The sequence below is a fragment of the Paenibacillus montaniterrae genome (genome assembly GCF_018403185.1).
GTDB classification, from domain to species: Bacteria; Bacillota; Bacilli; order Paenibacillales; family Paenibacillaceae; genus Pristimantibacillus; species Pristimantibacillus montaniterrae.
Genome location: NZ_BOSE01000003.1, coordinates 329,785 through 346,659, shown reverse-complemented (window position 1 = coordinate 346,659; position 16,875 = coordinate 329,785). Strand labels below are relative to the sequence as shown.

The following is a 16,875-nucleotide window of genomic DNA, read 5'->3' as shown; positions in this document are numbered from 1 at the left end:
GTGCAGGCAGCTTGCCTGACACCGCATTAAGGAAGCGGGAGCTGCCATCCTGCTCCCGCTTCTAACATCCATACTGGGTTGGCTACTTCATCGCTTTAGCTCCCATACAACAACCTGCACGGAATGCGGTGGCAGCAGCAAAATCGCTTCATTTTGCTGCAGGCTGGCCGTTTCCTTGCGCGGCGTAATCAGCTCTGCTCGTTTCTTATTGACATTAGGCACATGCAATAAATCCGCAGCTCCCGTTAGTACAATCGTCTGGTACTGCTCTTGCAACGCAAATTGAGACAAGTCAACCCTTACCTCTTTGCTGACCGCATCCGCATTTACAAGCTTCATATATACATGCTTGTCATCCATTGTAGTAGAGTAGAATACCTCGTCATTGTAGGCTTCAAGCTTGTAGGCTACGGCAAAACGATCCTGCTCCTCGCCCTGCTTGCGATGCGAGCAATGCAGCGTATCCCCTTCACTGCCGCCGTAAACGACGCGATAGCAGTATACGGTATCATCTTCAAGCTGTTCATCGTAAGCAGCACGCAAATTGCCGGCCATCGTACTGGAAGCAAAGTCTCCCAGCGTATATGCCTCTACCCCTTTTTTGAACACTTTTATGCCAGTTGCCTTGCCGTGCTCGCCGGCAACGTATTCGATCACATCAGTTTTCGATGTATTTGCCTGCTGCAGTCCAACGCCAATGTACAATCCATCCTTGCCTGACCGATAATGCGCGACCACCTCGACTACAACCTTGCTCCAGCTTGCTTCCAGGTACAGCCCTGTACGCTTGCCGCCAGTCGGCTGCAGCACTACTCCTTCGCCTGACTGCCACTGAGAGGCGCCACTGCCTTCAAGCCAGCGCCATGCCGAATGAAGCGGCTTAGCAAAATCCTGCTCAAACAGCGTTTCTCCGCTCAATTCATCCTTAACGACAACTGATTTCAGCACAATATGCGCATTGGCGGTCGACAGGCTGATTCCCCCTTGCGGCTTCAAGGCTGCTTTGCTGCCATTGCGATAGGTATGGAACTGGCTTGCTACGGTTCGCGTGCCAATATATTCGGCAAACATCGCCTGCACATAATAATTTGGCGTGAACCAAATATCGGTATCATCAAACCAAATGCAATCCGGCGTCCAGCGGTAGGAGCCGTCCGTCAGCACCTTGTTGAACAATGGCGCATAGGCTGCCAGGCGCACAACATCCGCATTGTTTTCAAAGCCCGTCATAATTGCAGCTTCCGCAATTGCTCCCGCCAGCGTATTTTTATCGTTAGAGGCATACTCACCTACGAATACCTTGCTTGTCAGTGTCTCATCAAGCTGACCCTGCTCATTGTAGGCGCGGAAATAATAGTTGTAGCGATCAGCATTGACAAGCAAATAATCGTTAGAGCGGTAATAATGCTCATCAACAATCGTATCCATATAATGCGGCTTGTCGCGATACCAGCTTATCGTTTCCTCTACACTGCAGCAGCCGTCGGTAAATGCGATCGTTTCACTGCCCTCGTACTTTCCGCGCAAAAACTTCCAGCCCTGCTGATACGCATCATCATCGGCTTGCGCTCCAACTGTCGATATAATTGTCAGCTTGTGTCCAGGATAATGCTTCTGCATATAACGCTCGATCGCCGCATAAAAAATTTCAAAGTTGGCGAAAAACTCTGTGCCCCAGTTTTCATTGCCAACGCCTAAATAGCGCAGCTCAAACGGCTCAGGATGGCCCATGCTGGCACGCATTCTCGCCCATTCATTGCCTTCAATGTCCTCGCTAATTGCAAAATCTATTAAATCGGTAAAGTTTTTAATATAGTAATCTCGCAGCTTCCCTCCTGCCGGATTCGCATAATCGCTACGCGCCTGGCAAAGCACGCCGCAGGCCATTACCGGAAGCGGAGTCGCGTTCAAATCCTCAGCCAGCTGGAAATATTCCATATAGCCAAGACCGAGCGTCATCATATAGCCCCATACATTGAAATTTTCCTTGCGCAGCTCAACCTCGCCAACAGAATGCTTCCAATCATAGACGTTATCCCAAACATGAGAGCCCTCGGAAATACAGCCCCCTGGAAAACGTAAAAAGCGAGGCTTCATATTTTGCAGCGCTACGACCATATCCTTGCGCAAGCGATAGTTGGGATTGCCCAAATAGTTGCGATGAGCGCTTGGCGAGCCTGCTTCCTCACTCGCTCCCCATACCTGCTCAGGAAATAACGATACCATATCAATAGAAGCAGAGCCTGTGAAGCTGATTGCCAGCTGACCAAGCACAGTGGCAGCCGCTGTTAGACGGAGCGGCTGCTCGATGCCATATTTGCGCCATTTGCCGTCAGGCTGCAGCTCAATGCTTAACTGCTCGCTAATCGTTTGTCCGTCCGCATTTTGCAATTCAATCTGAATGGAAGCATTGGCCTCAGCCTTTGCCCAAATCGTAAAACCATAGCCTTCATTCGCGACAAACGACATCGCGCATTGATGGTTGTTGTCGTTATAGCCCTTATTTATAATCGTAGCTCCAGCAGCAGCCGTAACATAGGTTGCATTGATCTCGGCATCCTGCAAGCCAAAATGCTCATTCAGCCCGCCTTCCGTACAAACCTCCAGCTTTTCAAGCTCGCCATACCAGCCTTCCAGCGGATTGCGTCTGCGCCCGGTTGAATGACCGTTTTCACCGCATACATGAGAAAAGCTGTCGAACGTAAAGGCCTCAAAGCTGCGATTGCGTACAAGCTCAGCATAAATACCGCCGTCTGCCGCATTATTAATATCCTCATAAAACAAGCCGTACAGATCAGGGCTTACCTCTACCGTTTTGCCCTGCGGCTGCAATACAATTTCATATGGAATCTCCGTTTTCGGCAGCACCGTCAGCTCAAAGCCAAGCTTGCGGCTTTCCGCTCCGCGGCATAATTCAGCTGTTAGCTTGACTGCTTGCGGCTCTGTCAGCTTTTCGTTAACTACGCCTTCAGCTGACAGTACGTCCAGCTTGGACGAGCTCCACTCAATCGTTACCAGCCCGCCAAGCAGCGACTGCGGCAAAGCAATTGAATCCTTAATGATTGATGAAGGCAAGGAGAGATCGCTTTCGCCTGCCAACGCTACGATCTGCCGATCACTTAACGTCTCGCACATCAGCGTAATAATATCCTGATCCGACAAAGCTGTGCGATATAAGCGGAAATCTGAAATCGCACCGAGAAAATCTGGATCAGCAGCAAACTGCGAGCGTCCAATATAGTTGCGGCTGTAGCCATCGCCTGCCAAAGTCGCCAGCCACTGGCGATACTTCAAATAAGCTCCGCTTGATGTTTGGCTGATCGAGCCGTCCACGACAAGCTGTCCATTAAGATAAAGCTTCGGCCCGGCGCTGCTTTCCGTCGCCCCTTTAGTGCCGCTAATTGACAAGGCGGCATGGAACCACTCCCCGACAGGCAGCTGCTTATTATAATCTACAGCGATATCCGAGCCGTTAAAGCAAGCGCCACGCAAATTGCGCGTCAAAAACATGTACGGCCCCTGCTCTCCTTCACCAAAATCAAAAATTCTTTCCCATACGCTTTGCCCTGACTGCAAATAAATCCAGCTGGCGACCGTTAAGCCGGTATCATCATTAACTTCTGACAAAATATGCTCAGGAAGCTGAAGATAGCCGCTGCCATGCTTGCCGCCTTGAAACAGAATTGCCGGCCGCCCCTGCAAAATCGCAGCGACCGGAAGCTGACCGTTTCCGTAAACGGTTGCATGATTGCCATTACCGGAATGATCCGTGCCAGGACTCTCTCTTTCAACAGATGCATAATGTAAAACTAACTGCTCATGATTGTGGACTGGTTGCTTCATCAATATCACCTACTGATTCGTATTATCGTTAACAAATTAATTACATAATTAATCTATATGCGAATCAGTTTAACCTAGAGCTTAACGTTTTTCAATAGTCCAGTAGGCAAAATTCTCACTTTTTTTGCATGTGGCTACTAATTTTTGTCCGTTTTTAAATTAACCACTAGACAAAGCATTCACTTTATGTGATATTAATATTATTCTAAATACTTAATGTTTATATTAACTTTTAATGAGGAGGATTGAATTTACCCAATGCCTACAACCGAGTATGTAAACCCGATTATTCCTCAACGCGCTGATCCTTGGATCTATAAGCATACTGATGGCTATTACTACTTTACAGGGTCGGTTCCTGCTTATGATTGTATAGAGCTAAGACGTGCCACTACAATTAGCGGACTTGCAGCTGCCGAGCCAGTCGTTTGCTGGAGAAAATACGATTCAGGACCGATGAGCGCGAATATTTGGGCGCCTGAAATTCATTTTATTAACAATAAGTGGTACATTTATTTTGCTGCCGCACGTACCGCAGAAACGAACGAGGGTCTGTTCGACCATCGCATGTTTGCGCTGGAATGTGAAGCCAGCAATCCTTTGGAAGGTCCATGGCTAGAGAAAGGACAGGTTAAAACAAAGTGGGAATCCTTCTCGCTGGATGCGACCTCCTTCGAGCACCGCGGTGTTCGCTACTATGTATGGGCGCAAAAGGATCCTGCGATCCCTGGGAACTCCAATCTCTATATCGCTCCAATGATCAACCCTTGGACGATTTCCGATCAGCAAGCCTGCATTTCGATCCCTGAATATGAATGGGAAAAAATCGGCTTCCTTGTTAATGAAGGAGCGGCCATCCTTAAGCGCAACGGGAAAATCTTTATGTCCTATTCTGCAAGCGCTACAGATCATAATTATTGCATGGGCTTGCTATGGGCAGATGAAAATAGCGATCTGCTTGACCCAGCCTCCTGGCATAAATCACCGGCTCCAATTTTCAGCACACGCGAGGAGCTGTCGATTTTCGGCCCAGGCCATAACAGCTTTACAGTTGCCGAGGACGGCGTTACAGATTTGCTTGTTTATCATGCGCGCAATTACAAAGAAATCGTTGGCGATCCGCTGTATGATCCTAATCGCCATACATGCGTGCAGCCGATTAGCTGGACACCATCCGGTTTCCCGGATTTCGGAAAGCCGCTTACACGCGCAGCGCTTCCTGCTTCGGCAAGTGTTAATGCACAAGTAATAAGCTAGTTAAATTTTGTATAAATAAAAAGAAGCTGGGTCAAAAACCGCCCAACTGAAAAAAGACAGCCGTTGAACTTTTACGACAAGTATAAGTTCAACGGCTTCAACTTTTTAAATACAAAAAGACATGAGTGGAGAACCTTTAAAGTAAAGTTACCACTCTCGGCAAAAAAATCAAGAGCGAAATTACACAAAAAAATGATGCTCACACAGAAGTTATCAATGAGCATCACTTTTGATTTAAATATGGGCATTTGCTTTGTCATTTTTTCTTATTCATTTCTTGCATTTCCGCTTCTGTCAGCTTGCGATCATAGTACAGCTTAAACACGATGTCCTGGTTGTAGTTGCCAAAGCCGCTGCCGAATAACGTGACACCTCCTACATTTTCAGCGTCCTCATGTACGGAAATTCTAAATTTCCACTGTGTCAGCTCCAGATCAAGATCCTTGAGCGTCACATTCGAAATTTGCGTGCCGTCAATAAAAGTGCCTTCATTATTAATTTTCAGCACCTTAAGCAAGCCGTACTGGTTAATTTCATCCCACCACCAATCAGGTGTGTAGCGACCGCGCTGCTTGTCTCCGCCGAAATCGCCGGGGCTTGTCCACATGCCCAAATCTACGCCATTTAAATTGAAGGTAATATCAGACGGCCAGTTTTCGTTAGCAAATGGAGCCTCGGAGGAAATCTCCATGGAAATTTCCAGCTCCACTGGAACTTCGTTTTTATTAAGATAGTTGGCAAGCCGATACTCGACAAAGCCTTGACCGAACCACAATATTTTAGCGTTTACACGTTCTGGCTCAAGAAAGGCGCGCGGCTCATCGAACATGCCAAGCACCTTGACGGTCGTAGCCAGGCCGCAGGTCGGCGTCACCTCAAAGTCTGTATAATGACCAACTGAAACCTCAGTTACATGACAATCACGAAACACGCTCTCCACCTTAGGCGGAAATATGATTTCGATTGAATCCGTTACAAGCGTACATACCTTTTTCGCTCCGCCCTTACCGGGCTGCATGGACGATTTTATAATACCTGCACGCTCCAGCTTCTTGACATGCATCGTCATAATTGCGCTGCTCAAATTCATAGCATCCGCCAATTCCTTAATGTTCATCGATTTTACAGCAAGCAGGCGAATCATCTCGATCCGCACATTGCTCGCCAGCGCCTCATAAACAGGCAAAGAATGCTGGGAAATATCTATCTTCATAGTCGACCACCTTATTAATAATAAACTCATTAATAATATATAACTTGATTAAGTATAGCATAAAATTAACAATTCTGATATGTCGGGATGCTACAAAAAAAGGATGCGTCAGCGTACAATTAATCATCATGTAGCGTTGTGCATCCAGTCTGTTATTATGATTTTCGTAAAAAGCGATCCAGCTTCATCCAAGTTTCGGTAATGCCTGCAACTAAGCCCATTTTCAATACTTCATCAAGCTCTTCCTTGGTAGGATAGCGCGCCTCGCTAATCACTCTTGTAAATTTGGCTTGATCGGAGAACTCCACAATAACGAGCGATTCCGGCAAGCTTGGATCAATCTCGCCCTTTTCATTGGAAAAACAATCGCGATAGACGAGACGATTTGGCGCATCGATCTCAACATAAATCGCTTTCCCCCATGATTGCTGGCCAACATACTCCTTGCTTTGATCAGTGCATGTCATGCAAAAATGCCAGGAGCCTTCAGGTCGCAGGTCAATTTCACAATGAGTAAGCTGCCAGCCCTCTGGTCCCCACCACTCTTTTAATTGCTCGGCATCAACAAAAGCCTGAAACACTTGCTCGCGCGATGCAGGAAATACCTGCTCCAAAAACAATGATTGCTCTCGAACCTTGGAGCTGATCTTGCCCAGCTTAGCTCTTGAAAACATGCGATCTATCTCCCCCGTTTAGCGATACTATTTTCTCTATCATAACGAAAAGCATGGCCGAAACGCAAATTATTCATAAAAAACAGGGATGTCCCGATGGTCAGTGAAAACTGACGATCTGGCATCCCCGCCCTAGACCTAGTAGCCCAGACTTTACTGCTTACCCTTTACTGCTTACCCTTTACTGCTCGTTAAACGCACGCTGCTGGTCCTCATAGATTTCATAGAAATCATCCCATACAAGTACATTTTCCTTCTCCTTGCTCCACCAATCCAAATACCAGGCTTCAATGTCTTTACCGCCTTGTGTGTCCCATAGCTCTGTTACTTCAGTCATCGCTTGCTCTACTGTATACTTGCTTCCACCAATAATCGACTTCGTAAATAGATCATTAATTTGTGTGCTTAAATTGGACATTTTTGTTTGCAAATCCTTTGGCAGCTGCGGCATATGCTCAGAGTGTGTAATCCCTTCACCGACTGGAATTTTCTCCATGTATACCTCTCGCGCTTCCTTAAACAGTCGCAAGCCTTCCTTTTGAGAAGGGACATTTTCATCAAAAAATGCTTCAGTATACCCACACTTGCCATCCTCTAGCCGGCTATATAGCATGCCGTAGTCACTGTTCCAGCTAACTTCATTTTTGTATGTTTCTTCATCAATCGTAACCGGACAGCCATTTTCACCGATCTCGTAGTGTACACCTTCAAGCCCATACTTAAATACTTTGCCCGTTTCGTTGTTAGCCAGAAAATCAATTTCACGAATAACAGCTTCTGGATCCTTTGCTCTGGCATTGACAACCGCTGTCATTTGGATTGGATTGTTCCATACCATTGTGTAGCGGCCAACTGGCGTCTCAGGAAGCGGAACGATCGCCAGCTTAGCTTCAGGCGCATTTTTCATCAATGTGTCCAATTCCTTGGTTGAGAAGCTTGTATAATCATTCGTCATCCATCCCATAATCCCGACCTTGCCATTCAAGAAATCCTGCTTCGCCTTCGAACCATCCTTATCCGTCAAGAAATCTTTATCCATTACACCGGCCTCATACAGATCACGTCTGAACTGAGTAGCAAGCTTCATATTTTCAAGTCCAAATTGAAGCTCATTGTTTTCATCCACATTAACAAAATTGGCATTGTACATATAACGGATGATGCCTGCAGTGTCGCCAAAATGTACGGCAGCAATACCGTATGTATCATCCTGTCCGTTGCGGTCAGGGTCCTGCTCTGTAAACGCCTTTGCTACTGCAATCATTTCCTCTGTTGTTTTAGGCATATCCAGCCCCAATTCGTCGAGCCAATCCTGACGAATAAAGAGACTGACGAGCGGGTATACCTCATTAATCCGCCCCACCTCATACAGCTTGCCATCGCTTTTTGTGCCTGCTTTCTTTAGCTGTGGATACTTTTCAAGCATCGCTTTGTACACGGTGCTATGATTTTCGATTAGCTCATCAAGCGGCAACAGCTGCTTTTGATCAAACAGCGTATTGCGAATACTGGTGCCGAATTCGAAAATAAGATCGGGCGCACTGCCAGAGGCAAACAGCACATTTAATTTTTGCGACGATTCCCAGCGCGGCACAGCGGTGAATTTTACATCATTCGGGCCATTTTCGTTAATCCACTTTGTCCATAAATTATCTTCAATCGTTCCCATTCCGTTTGGAATATTGCCTCTGTCATACACGGTAGACGTTATCTTTCCACGTTTGGCATTGCCTTCTCCGGCTGAATTGTCAGCATCAACCGCTTCATTTCCAGTACCGGAACAGCCTGCTAGCAGGAAAGCAGTCGCCGTCAGCGCCATTATACCTTTGATCAAACTCTTCTTATTCACAAACTATCGCTCCTTTTATATTCGATGTTTGAAAGCTTGAGCTAAGATGAACCATGCTCAGATCAACCTTTAATAGAGCCAAGCATCACACCTTTGACGAAATATTTTTGCAGAAACGGATAGACGAGCAATATCGGGATGACCATTACAATGACTGCTGCAGCACGTATTCCGTCAGGCGTCAAATTCGCAATCATATCAGGATCCGAGAAATCCTGCACCATCGAGGTTGATTTAATCATATTTTGTACGAGTACTGTCATGTTGTATTTGGCAGTATCATTGATATAGATCATGACACTCATAAAGGCGTTCCAAAATCCAACTCCGTAAAACAGTGCAATTGTAGCCAGCACCGGTTTGGACAGTGGCAGCATAATATTGAACAAAATTCGCAGCTCGCCGCAGCCGTCAATCCGGGCGGCTTCATCAAGCTCGTAAGGAATGTTTGAAAAATAGGTGCGCATAATTAACACGTTATAGGCGCTGGCCAATCCTGGCAGCCATAAGGCATAGTAGGAATTGACAAGTCCAAGCTTCGCCACAACCAGATAAGTTGGGATGAGTCCTCCACTAAAAATCATCGTAAACACCATAGCCATCGTAAAAAAGCTTCTTGCATAAAATTGTCTTCTCGACAACGGGTATGCTGCCATGATCGTCACGACCAGACTAAGTATTGTCCCGATGATCGTAATTTCGACGCTATTCCAAAACGCATTCAGAATCGGCGTTCCTTTAAATAGACTTTCAAATGAGTAAAGCGTCCACCCGACAGGCAGCAATGATACCTTGCCTGACATAATTGCATTAGCATCACTCAATGAAAGGGCAATAACATTCATTAGAGGAACAATACAACTGAGTGCGATCAGAGAAAGCAGAACGTAGTTGATCATATAAAATAACTTCTCGCCTCTTGAAGCACGCACAATTATCCTCCTTTACGATTAGCAATCACCATAAGCCTTCATTATATTTGCGAGCAATATAGTTCGCGCCTACAACCAAAACGAATGCAACGAGTGACTCGAACATCCCCATCGCTGTCGTTAAGCTAAACTGCGCGCCTTGCAAGCCAGTTCGGTAAATATAAGTGCTGATTACATCCGCTATTTCGTTGACATTTGAGTTTTGCAGCATATATACCTGATCGAAGCCAACCTCCATCACTCTCCCCATTGAGAGAATCAGCAGCAAAATAATAGTGGAGCGAATGCCTGGCAGTGTAATATGAAAGATTTGCTTCCCTTTGCTTGCCCCATCCATGCTTGCTGCCTCGTACAAGCTCGGATCAATCGTTGTTAGCGCTGCCAAAAATATAATTGCGTTAAAGCCCATGTCCTTCCAAATGCCTGAGCTTATGAATACTGCAATCCAGGAGCCATTGTTATACATAAAGGGGTACGGCTCACCGAAAAATAATTCAACAAATTTATTAATCAGACCATTTTCCAAAGAAAACATCGTCATAATCATCATCGCGATAATGACCCAGGATAGAAAGTGAGGCATATAAACGATCGTTTGCACGGTGCGCTTGAACATCATGTTTCGTACCTCATTTAGCATGATAGCCAGAATAATCGGTACCGGAAAACCGAATACGATGCTGAGCAAGCTTAGCACAAATGTATTGCGAATAATTTCTAATGTTCGTGGGTCTTGAAACAATTGCTCGAAATAATGCAGACCGACCCATGGACTGTTCAGAACGCCGTCGTAAAAGTTGTAATCCTTAAACGCAATGATCAGCCCGCCCATCGGCACGTATTTAAAAATTACGAAGTAAAGCACTACCGGAGTAAACATAATGAGCAAAGGCAAATTAGACTTGAAGCGACGTTTGCGCAGCCTTCGCGTTGCCTCTCGTTCCTTCTGATGAAGCGGAACGACGGAAGTATTGTCCATAATCTTCTCCTTTCTTGTTGTTTGGATTGTTCTTATTGGAATTATAATGAAACGCATAACATCGAGCATTTGATATTTACAGCTAAACTTTAAATATTCTACACAGAAATAAAAAACTTCAGATTATTTCGAACCGTAAAGACTTGTTTCAATTACATATGTCTGATAAAATACCAATTAACCAAACATCCTACGTTTGATAAAAGGTAAAAGAGAGAAGGTAGACTTATGCTTCAGAAAACAAACCGGCTAACGTTGGTTGAACAAGTTGCACTGCAAATGGAAAGTTTGATCGAATCCGGCAAGTGGACTGTCGGGATGCGCATCCCGGCTGAACCAGAGTTGATGGCGGAGTTGAATGTCAGCCGCAATACATTAAGAGAAGCGATTCGAGCATTAATACACGCGGGTCTATTAAAAACAAAGCAAGGGGACGGAACTTATGTCTGTTCTTCAAGTGCTTTGGGAGTTGTGCTGCAAAAGCGTATTCTGCGCTCGGATACGCTGCAGACGTTGGAAGTTCGGCATGCGCTCGAACGCGAAGCAGCACATCTTGCTGCGCAACGCAGAACGAGCGATGAGGCGCAAGAGCTTCTGCTTCAATTGGAGCGCTGTGAGGCAGCGGCAGCAAACGGCGACATTGATCGCTTTGTAACAGAGGATATTCGTCTTCACCAAAGCATCGTCACTTCGTCTCATAATGAAGTATTGATTGAGTTATACGACCATATCGCTGAAGCTTCTCAAGATTCAATTACAAGCATGACTCGTTATGAAGTGGATACGGAATTTATAGAAATACACCGACAACTGGTCGAAGCGATTGTCGAACAGGACGCTGCTCGTGCTGCAGCAGCCGTTCATCGTTATATTTCGCAATCAAAAGCGGTTCTCGTTGCCGAAGGAGGAGACCAGCTGTGAGCGTACTGAGTGATACGAAGTCAACAACGGTCAAAAAGTCTTTGTCGGCGAGTTGGCCAATCATTGTCGGCATTGTCTTGATTGCACTGACTATGCGATCGCCGTTAACATCAGTAGGTCCGCTAATTGGCTCAATTCGTGATTCGTTGGGACTATCGAATACAGCAGCAGGTCTGCTTACAACATTACCGTTACTTGCTTTCGCCGTTCTTTCACCGTTCATCCCCATTCTGGCACGCCGCTTTGGGGCAGAACGGGCCCTGCTTTACGCGTTGGTTCTGCTCATCGCCAGTATCGTTATCCGTTCATTAAGCACAACAGCATCGTTGTTTATAGGCACCGCTTTGCTTGGGCTCGCGATTGCAGTGTGCAACGTGCTTATTCCGAGTCTTGTCAAGCGGAATTTCGCAAGTCAAGTTGGTCTGATGACAGGAGTATACTCCGTGTCGATGAATTTATGCGGGGCAATTGCATCTGGTGTCAGCGTTCCACTCGCCCGTGATCTAGGCTTCGGTTGGAATGGTGCGCTTGTTATCTGGGGCGCACTCGCTTTATTGGCTGCGTTATGCTGGCTGCCTCAAGCTCGAGCGAATCACATTTCTGCCGTTTCAACAGCAGGCAGTGCCTCAGCACGTCGAAGTTTGTGGCGTTCGCCGCTTGCATGGATGGTTACAATTTTTATGGGGATGCAGTCACTCTTGTTCTATGTGTTAATCGCCTGGCTGCCTGAACTCTTGACAAGCAGGGGCTTGAGTGAAGATAGTGCCGGTTGGATGCTATCGCTGTTTCAAATCGCTGCGCTGCCCGTTTCATTCATCATGCCGATAGTTGCAGGTCGCATGAAAAACCAGCGTTTACTAGTTATCATTACGGCAAGCTTGTTGATTGCAGCTATAGCAGGCCTGTATTGGAGTGGAAATGCACTTCTTCCATTATGGACCATTTTGCTTGGAATTGGCGGTGGATCTGCGTTCAGCCTTGCAATGATCTTCTTGAGCTTGCGAACGAAAAATGCCCACGACGCAGCTTCATTATCCGGCATGTCGCAATCCATTGGATATTCACTGGCAGCAACTGGACCTATTCTATTTGGCTTGCTCCACGACGTCACAGCAAGCTGGAGCCTTCCGCTGTTATTGTTGCTTGTCATTAGCGCCCTGCTGTTTATATCAGGCTGGGGCGCCTCAAAAAATCAAACAGTATAGAGCTCCGGAGCAAAGCATCCTGAAGTCGCTTTTTAAATCGTAATGCTTTTTATTTGAATTTTATAGGTTGCATTACGATGTTAAAGGCGACACACTCCGTTTTTTGGATGCTTTGCTCCTTCGCTGTAGCTTTTTTTGTTATTGAGTGCGCTACGAAGCAGCGTAGCAGCATCAGCGCTCCGGAGCTAAGCATCCTCCAGTCGCTTTTTAAATCGTAATGCTCTTTTTTGAATTTTATAGGTAGCATTACGATGTTAAAGGCGACACACTTCGTTTTTCGGATGCTTTGCTCCTCCGCTGGTGTTTCTTTGGAGTGCAGGAGCAAGAAACTCGGACGACAGTAGAAAGACGAGGAGCGCAGCGTAGGCAGAAAGCTACGTGAGCACCGCAGCTTTCGGTAACGCGACATATTCGCCGTCGAATCCGCTACGAAGCATCACATCGTCTTCAAAGTCCAGCTATTTGAACTTCCCCTTCCAATGTAAGTTTAAAAGCTCGGCTTTCAGGACCAAGAAGCTTGGACGCTAGTAGAAAACGAGGAGCGCAGCGTAGGCCAATAGCTACGTGAGCACCGCAGTTTTCGCTAGCGTTCAAGATTCGCCGTCGAGTATACTACAACGCCCATCATCGTCATCAAAGTCCAGCTATTTGAACTTCCTTTCGGTATTCGGTTGGCGATTTGCCTGTTACTTGCCTAAACACCGTCGTAAAATAACTCGCACTATCAAAACCGGTGTGCTCTGCTATTTCAGATATTCTCATTTTTGTGAAGGTCAGCAGGTTCTTTGCGTTCTCGATTCGCAGCATGCTGATATAATTGCTAAAGGCGACTCCCGTTTCTCGTTTAAATAGATTGCTTAAATAATTGGGCGTTACATGGACGTGGGCAGCAACCAGCTGTAGTGAGCAGCTTTCCTTGTAATGCAGCTCGATATATTGTTTCGCCTGTTGCACGACATTCTCTCGTTTTTCTTGCAGCCACTGCTCAAATCTGCTGAGAAAAGCCTCAGTTTTGATGAGCGCCCACTCCGTTATTTTAGCTTTTTCTTCAAGCAACAGGATCGACTCCAGATGCAAATCATTGCTGTTGTCTGCTTGCAGCTGTTTAAAATTTGTATCTAGCAGGCTTGATAAAGCCAACACTAAAATATAAATCTCTGTTTTACAATGGTGCAGCGTGAAGCTGGCCGCTCGCTCTATATGCGCAATAAGCTTCTTTCTCGCTCCTTCCACATCACCAATAATTAAGTCCGACAATACATTCTCGCGCAGTTCAATTGATCGTTCAGCCTTATCGTCCAGCCTTGTATTGCTAGCGTGCAAGTATACTCCTCTCAGCTGAGCATATCGCAGCTCGAGTTCCTCCAATTGCTGTATTAATCCGCCGCAATGCCATTGCACCGCCAGATGTAGAAGAGCGTTTATATTTTCCGTTACTAGTGTGCAATATCGCTGTACAGCTTCGCCAGGTGCAAGCAGGAATACAAGCTCCCAATTATTTAAAGAAAGAAGAATCCCTTGCTGATTCTGCGACTGAAGCAGTTCTCCTCCTATATTTGCTATCGCGTAATGCAACAGCTCGATATCTTTCTCTTCATAATTTCTATCTTGAGGGAAGTAGTTCTCAACCTGCAGCACCCATAGCTCATACCCGCTAAATTGGGAGCTTACTTCATTCCATTCTTGCTTATTACAAGGCAGTCGAAATAGTGCAGCTCTTAATATATTCAACTGCTTTTCACGCAAACGAAGCTTTTGCTCAACTTGCTTCTGCCGATATCTGTCATATGCTTTTCGCAATACACGGCATGTCTCCTGAAGTGATACTGGCTTCAACAAATATTCAATCGCACCATTTCGCAAAGCGTGTTGAGCGTACTCAAAATCACGGTATCCTGTTAAAATAATGACCATAATATCACGATGTGTTTCAGCCAGACGTTCCGTTAGCATCAGCCCGTCAACAACAGGCATACGAATATCTGTAATGACAAGATCCGGTTTTGTTGTTTCGATTAATGCAAGCGCCTCTTCCCCATCAGACGCCTCTCCTACAACCTCCCAGCCAAGCTGTTCCTTGCCGATCAGCATCATTAATCCTTCCCTAAACCAGGATTCATCATCAACCACTATCAGCTTTCCGATCAACCAAGTTCCCCTCCCTTTCATCCATAAGAGGTTGTTCACATTCTAAAGGAAGCCGCAGCTTAACAAGAGTTCCTGTTCCAAGCTTTGAGCTAATTTCAATTCCATATGACTTGCCATGCATTAGCTCAATACGTCGAATAACACTGCTGAGTCCAATTCTGTCCCGTTCCTTTTCAGTGCTTGTCCAATGAGGAGCGCTGTACAGAATGCGCTCTATTGTTTCGATCTCCATGCCGCAGCCATTATCTTGAATTGTTAGACTAAGAAATGATTGCTCTGTGCTCGAGTTTACTTCACATCTACCACGAATGACAAGATAGCGATCATTCTTCTTATCGCGAAACGCATGGACAAATACGTTCTCAACAATCGGTTGGATTAAAAATCGAATAATCTGATTGTCAAGCAGCTCATCCGGAACATCTATTTCTGTAGTCAGCACATCGTTATATCGCGCTTGCTGTATGCTTAAATAATGGTTAATTTGTTTTAATTCATCACGTAGTGTCGTAAAACGACTTGGCGGCTCAAGCGAATACTGAAGCATTTCAGATAAGGAATTGACGAGCTGAGCAGATTTTTCATCGCCTAGTACATAAAACTTCCAAAAAAACATGCCTAGCGTGTTGTACATAAAATGGGGATTCAATCTAGCTTGAATTGCTTTCAGCTCGGCTTCCTTCTCGCTCAATTCCCGCTGGTAAACCTCGCGAATGAGCGTATCAATTTGCTCGGTCATCTGATTAAATCGATCCCCGATAAATCCAAGCTCATCACGCGAACGAATCTCAACTCGTGTATCAAATTTCCCTGATCGAACTCGAGTCATGGCATGAACGAGCTTTTTCAGTGGACTAAGCAGTCGCTTACTGACAATCGTAATAATAAGCCATGAAAAAACCATGCTCGCTAGCGCTGAAATAATCGCCACCTGCAAAATAAGCTTACTACGATGCTGCACCTCTTTTAACGATGCCCGGCTAACTAGTGAAAATTGAACCTGGTCGGAAACCTGCTTTGTATATAAATACGACCGTCCCCCTTCCTTAACAATTTGGCTTATTAGTCCGTCAATACTCGGAATTTGGACGTTTGGCTGCTGCCCACTTCCGGTAGACATATACAATAGATCTCCGTTTGAATCATACAAATAACCTATTGTATCTCCTTGTTGCCGTAAATCCTTCATGTACGTTTCGAAAAGCGAGGTTCTAAATAAAATGAGCATTACACCGTAGGTAACCAGATCTTCAGAGCGCATAAGCCGTGCAGCCAGGACCCAGTTTTTATTGGCATTATCCTGAAACTGATCCTCACCTATTCGACGCCAAATATATTCTCCGCTCGTCCCTTCCAGCATATTAATCGTTTCTGTTAAAAAAGACGGTTGAAGCTGCTGAAAGGAGCCTGTAAAGCTTCCCAAATTCAGCATATTATTTTTCAGATCATAGATTCGAATCGCTTCAATCTCCGGTGCATCAAAACGCACCTGACGCAGCTGTTTCTCCAGCTCCTTCTCCAGCATTAATCGATCATATGAACTGGAATTCTCCTCTAGTCCGCTAATTAGTTGCTTAACCATGGGGTTCAACGTAATATAATCCGTTATTCGATACATATCCTTAACACGGGAATCAAGCCTGGCAAGAACCTGCTGGTTATGCATAGTATGCTGCCGGCTGAGCTCCTCATTAAAAAGGGATTGATGTACGCGATAAGTAATGAGACCCGTTATGCCAGAGATAATAAGATTGGCAGCAACAAGAATTAAAATGAGCTTTGTACTGAAGCTATATCGTTTACGTCTCAGCTTATTAATCATTTCAAGCATGAAAGCCACCTCCACAAAAGTAA

The 16,875-nt window shown here is 45.6% G+C and carries 11 protein-coding genes; 3 read left to right on the top strand and 8 right to left on the bottom strand.

Annotated elements, in window-relative coordinates:
• Positions 1-87: 87 nt before the first annotated feature.
• Entirely contained in the window at positions 88-3,843 is a 3,756-nt protein-coding gene (locus KJS52_RS10520) for an alpha-L-arabinofuranosidase family protein (RefSeq protein WP_213514752.1), read from the bottom strand.
• A 258-nt stretch (positions 3,844-4,101) separates the two neighbouring features.
• On the opposite strand from KJS52_RS10520, the gene KJS52_RS10515 reads away from it, so the two are divergent.
• A complete protein-coding gene (locus tag KJS52_RS10515; protein WP_213514750.1) occupies positions 4,102-5,100 on the top strand; it encodes a glycoside hydrolase family 43 protein in 999 nt (332 codons plus the stop codon).
• Between the two features lie 256 nt (positions 5,101-5,356).
• Here the strand turns inward: KJS52_RS10515 and KJS52_RS10510 are convergent, their stop codons facing one another.
• From KJS52_RS10510 to KJS52_RS10490, 5 genes are all read right to left on the bottom strand, one after another.
• Positions 5,357-6,313 (bottom strand): ArsR/SmtB family transcription factor, encoded by a 957-nt coding sequence (locus KJS52_RS10510; protein WP_213514748.1) that lies wholly within the window; start codon positions 6,311-6,313, stop codon positions 5,357-5,359.
• A gap of 155 nt (positions 6,314-6,468) precedes the next feature.
• Complete coding sequence (locus tag KJS52_RS10505; protein WP_213514746.1) at positions 6,469-6,987, bottom strand: SRPBCC family protein; 519 nt, start codon at positions 6,985-6,987, stop codon at positions 6,469-6,471.
• A 181-nt stretch (positions 6,988-7,168) separates the two neighbouring features.
• Entirely contained in the window at positions 7,169-8,836 is a 1,668-nt protein-coding gene (locus KJS52_RS10500; RefSeq protein ID WP_213514744.1) for an extracellular solute-binding protein, read from the bottom strand.
• Between the two features lie 62 nt (positions 8,837-8,898).
• Entirely contained in the window at positions 8,899-9,768 is an 870-nt protein-coding gene (locus tag KJS52_RS10495; RefSeq protein ID WP_213514742.1) for a carbohydrate ABC transporter permease, read from the bottom strand.
• Between the two features lie 25 nt (positions 9,769-9,793).
• Positions 9,794-10,747, bottom strand: coding sequence for an ABC transporter permease (locus tag KJS52_RS10490; protein WP_213514740.1), 954 nt, complete (start codon positions 10,745-10,747; stop codon positions 9,794-9,796).
• A gap of 228 nt (positions 10,748-10,975) precedes the next feature.
• On the opposite strand from KJS52_RS10490, the gene KJS52_RS10485 reads away from it, so the two are divergent.
• Together KJS52_RS10485 and KJS52_RS10480 are read left to right on the top strand one after the other, a co-directional pair.
• Positions 10,976-11,668 carry a FadR/GntR family transcriptional regulator gene (locus KJS52_RS10485; RefSeq protein ID WP_213514738.1) on the top strand — a complete coding sequence of 231 codons (693 nt, stop codon included), beginning with the start codon at positions 10,976-10,978 and terminating at the stop codon, positions 11,666-11,668.
• A complete protein-coding gene (locus tag KJS52_RS10480; RefSeq protein ID WP_213514737.1) occupies positions 11,665-12,873 on the top strand; it encodes a CynX/NimT family MFS transporter in 1,209 nt (402 codons plus the stop codon). The genes KJS52_RS10485 and KJS52_RS10480 overlap by 4 nt, the downstream gene beginning before the upstream one ends.
• A 633-nt stretch (positions 12,874-13,506) precedes the next feature.
• Here KJS52_RS10480 and KJS52_RS10475 read toward each other — a convergent pair.
• The gene (locus tag KJS52_RS10475; RefSeq protein WP_213514735.1) at positions 13,507-15,021 is read right to left on the bottom strand and encodes a response regulator; all 1,515 of its coding nucleotides are present in this window, start codon (positions 15,019-15,021) and stop codon (positions 13,507-13,509) included.
• Positions 14,996-16,852, bottom strand: coding sequence for a sensor histidine kinase (locus tag KJS52_RS10470; RefSeq protein ID WP_213514733.1), 1,857 nt, complete (start codon positions 16,850-16,852; stop codon positions 14,996-14,998). The genes KJS52_RS10475 and KJS52_RS10470 overlap by 26 nt, the downstream gene beginning before the upstream one ends.
• Between the last annotated feature and the right edge of the window lie 23 nt (positions 16,853-16,875).

What these genes read in the sequence shown, in the direction of transcription:
- KJS52_RS10490 (WP_213514740.1), bottom strand. Translation starts at nt 10,747, where the DNA reads ATGGACAATACTTCCGTCGTTCCGCTTCATCAGAAGGAACGAGAGGCA.
- KJS52_RS10510 (WP_213514748.1), bottom strand. Translation starts at nt 6,313, where the DNA reads ATGAAGATAGATATTTCCCAGCATTCTTTGCCTGTTTATGAGGCGCTG.
- KJS52_RS10470 (WP_213514733.1), bottom strand. Translation starts at nt 16,852, where the DNA reads ATGCTTGAAATGATTAATAAGCTGAGACGTAAACGATATAGCTTCAGT.
- KJS52_RS10505 (WP_213514746.1), bottom strand. Translation starts at nt 6,987, where the DNA reads ATGTTTTCAAGAGCTAAGCTGGGCAAGATCAGCTCCAAGGTTCGAGAG.
- KJS52_RS10520 (WP_213514752.1), bottom strand. Translation starts at nt 3,843, where the DNA reads ATGAAGCAACCAGTCCACAATCATGAGCAGTTAGTTTTACATTATGCA.
- KJS52_RS10515 (WP_213514750.1), top strand. Translation starts at nt 4,102, where the DNA reads ATGCCTACAACCGAGTATGTAAACCCGATTATTCCTCAACGCGCTGAT.
- KJS52_RS10485 (WP_213514738.1), top strand. Translation starts at nt 10,976, where the DNA reads ATGCTTCAGAAAACAAACCGGCTAACGTTGGTTGAACAAGTTGCACTG.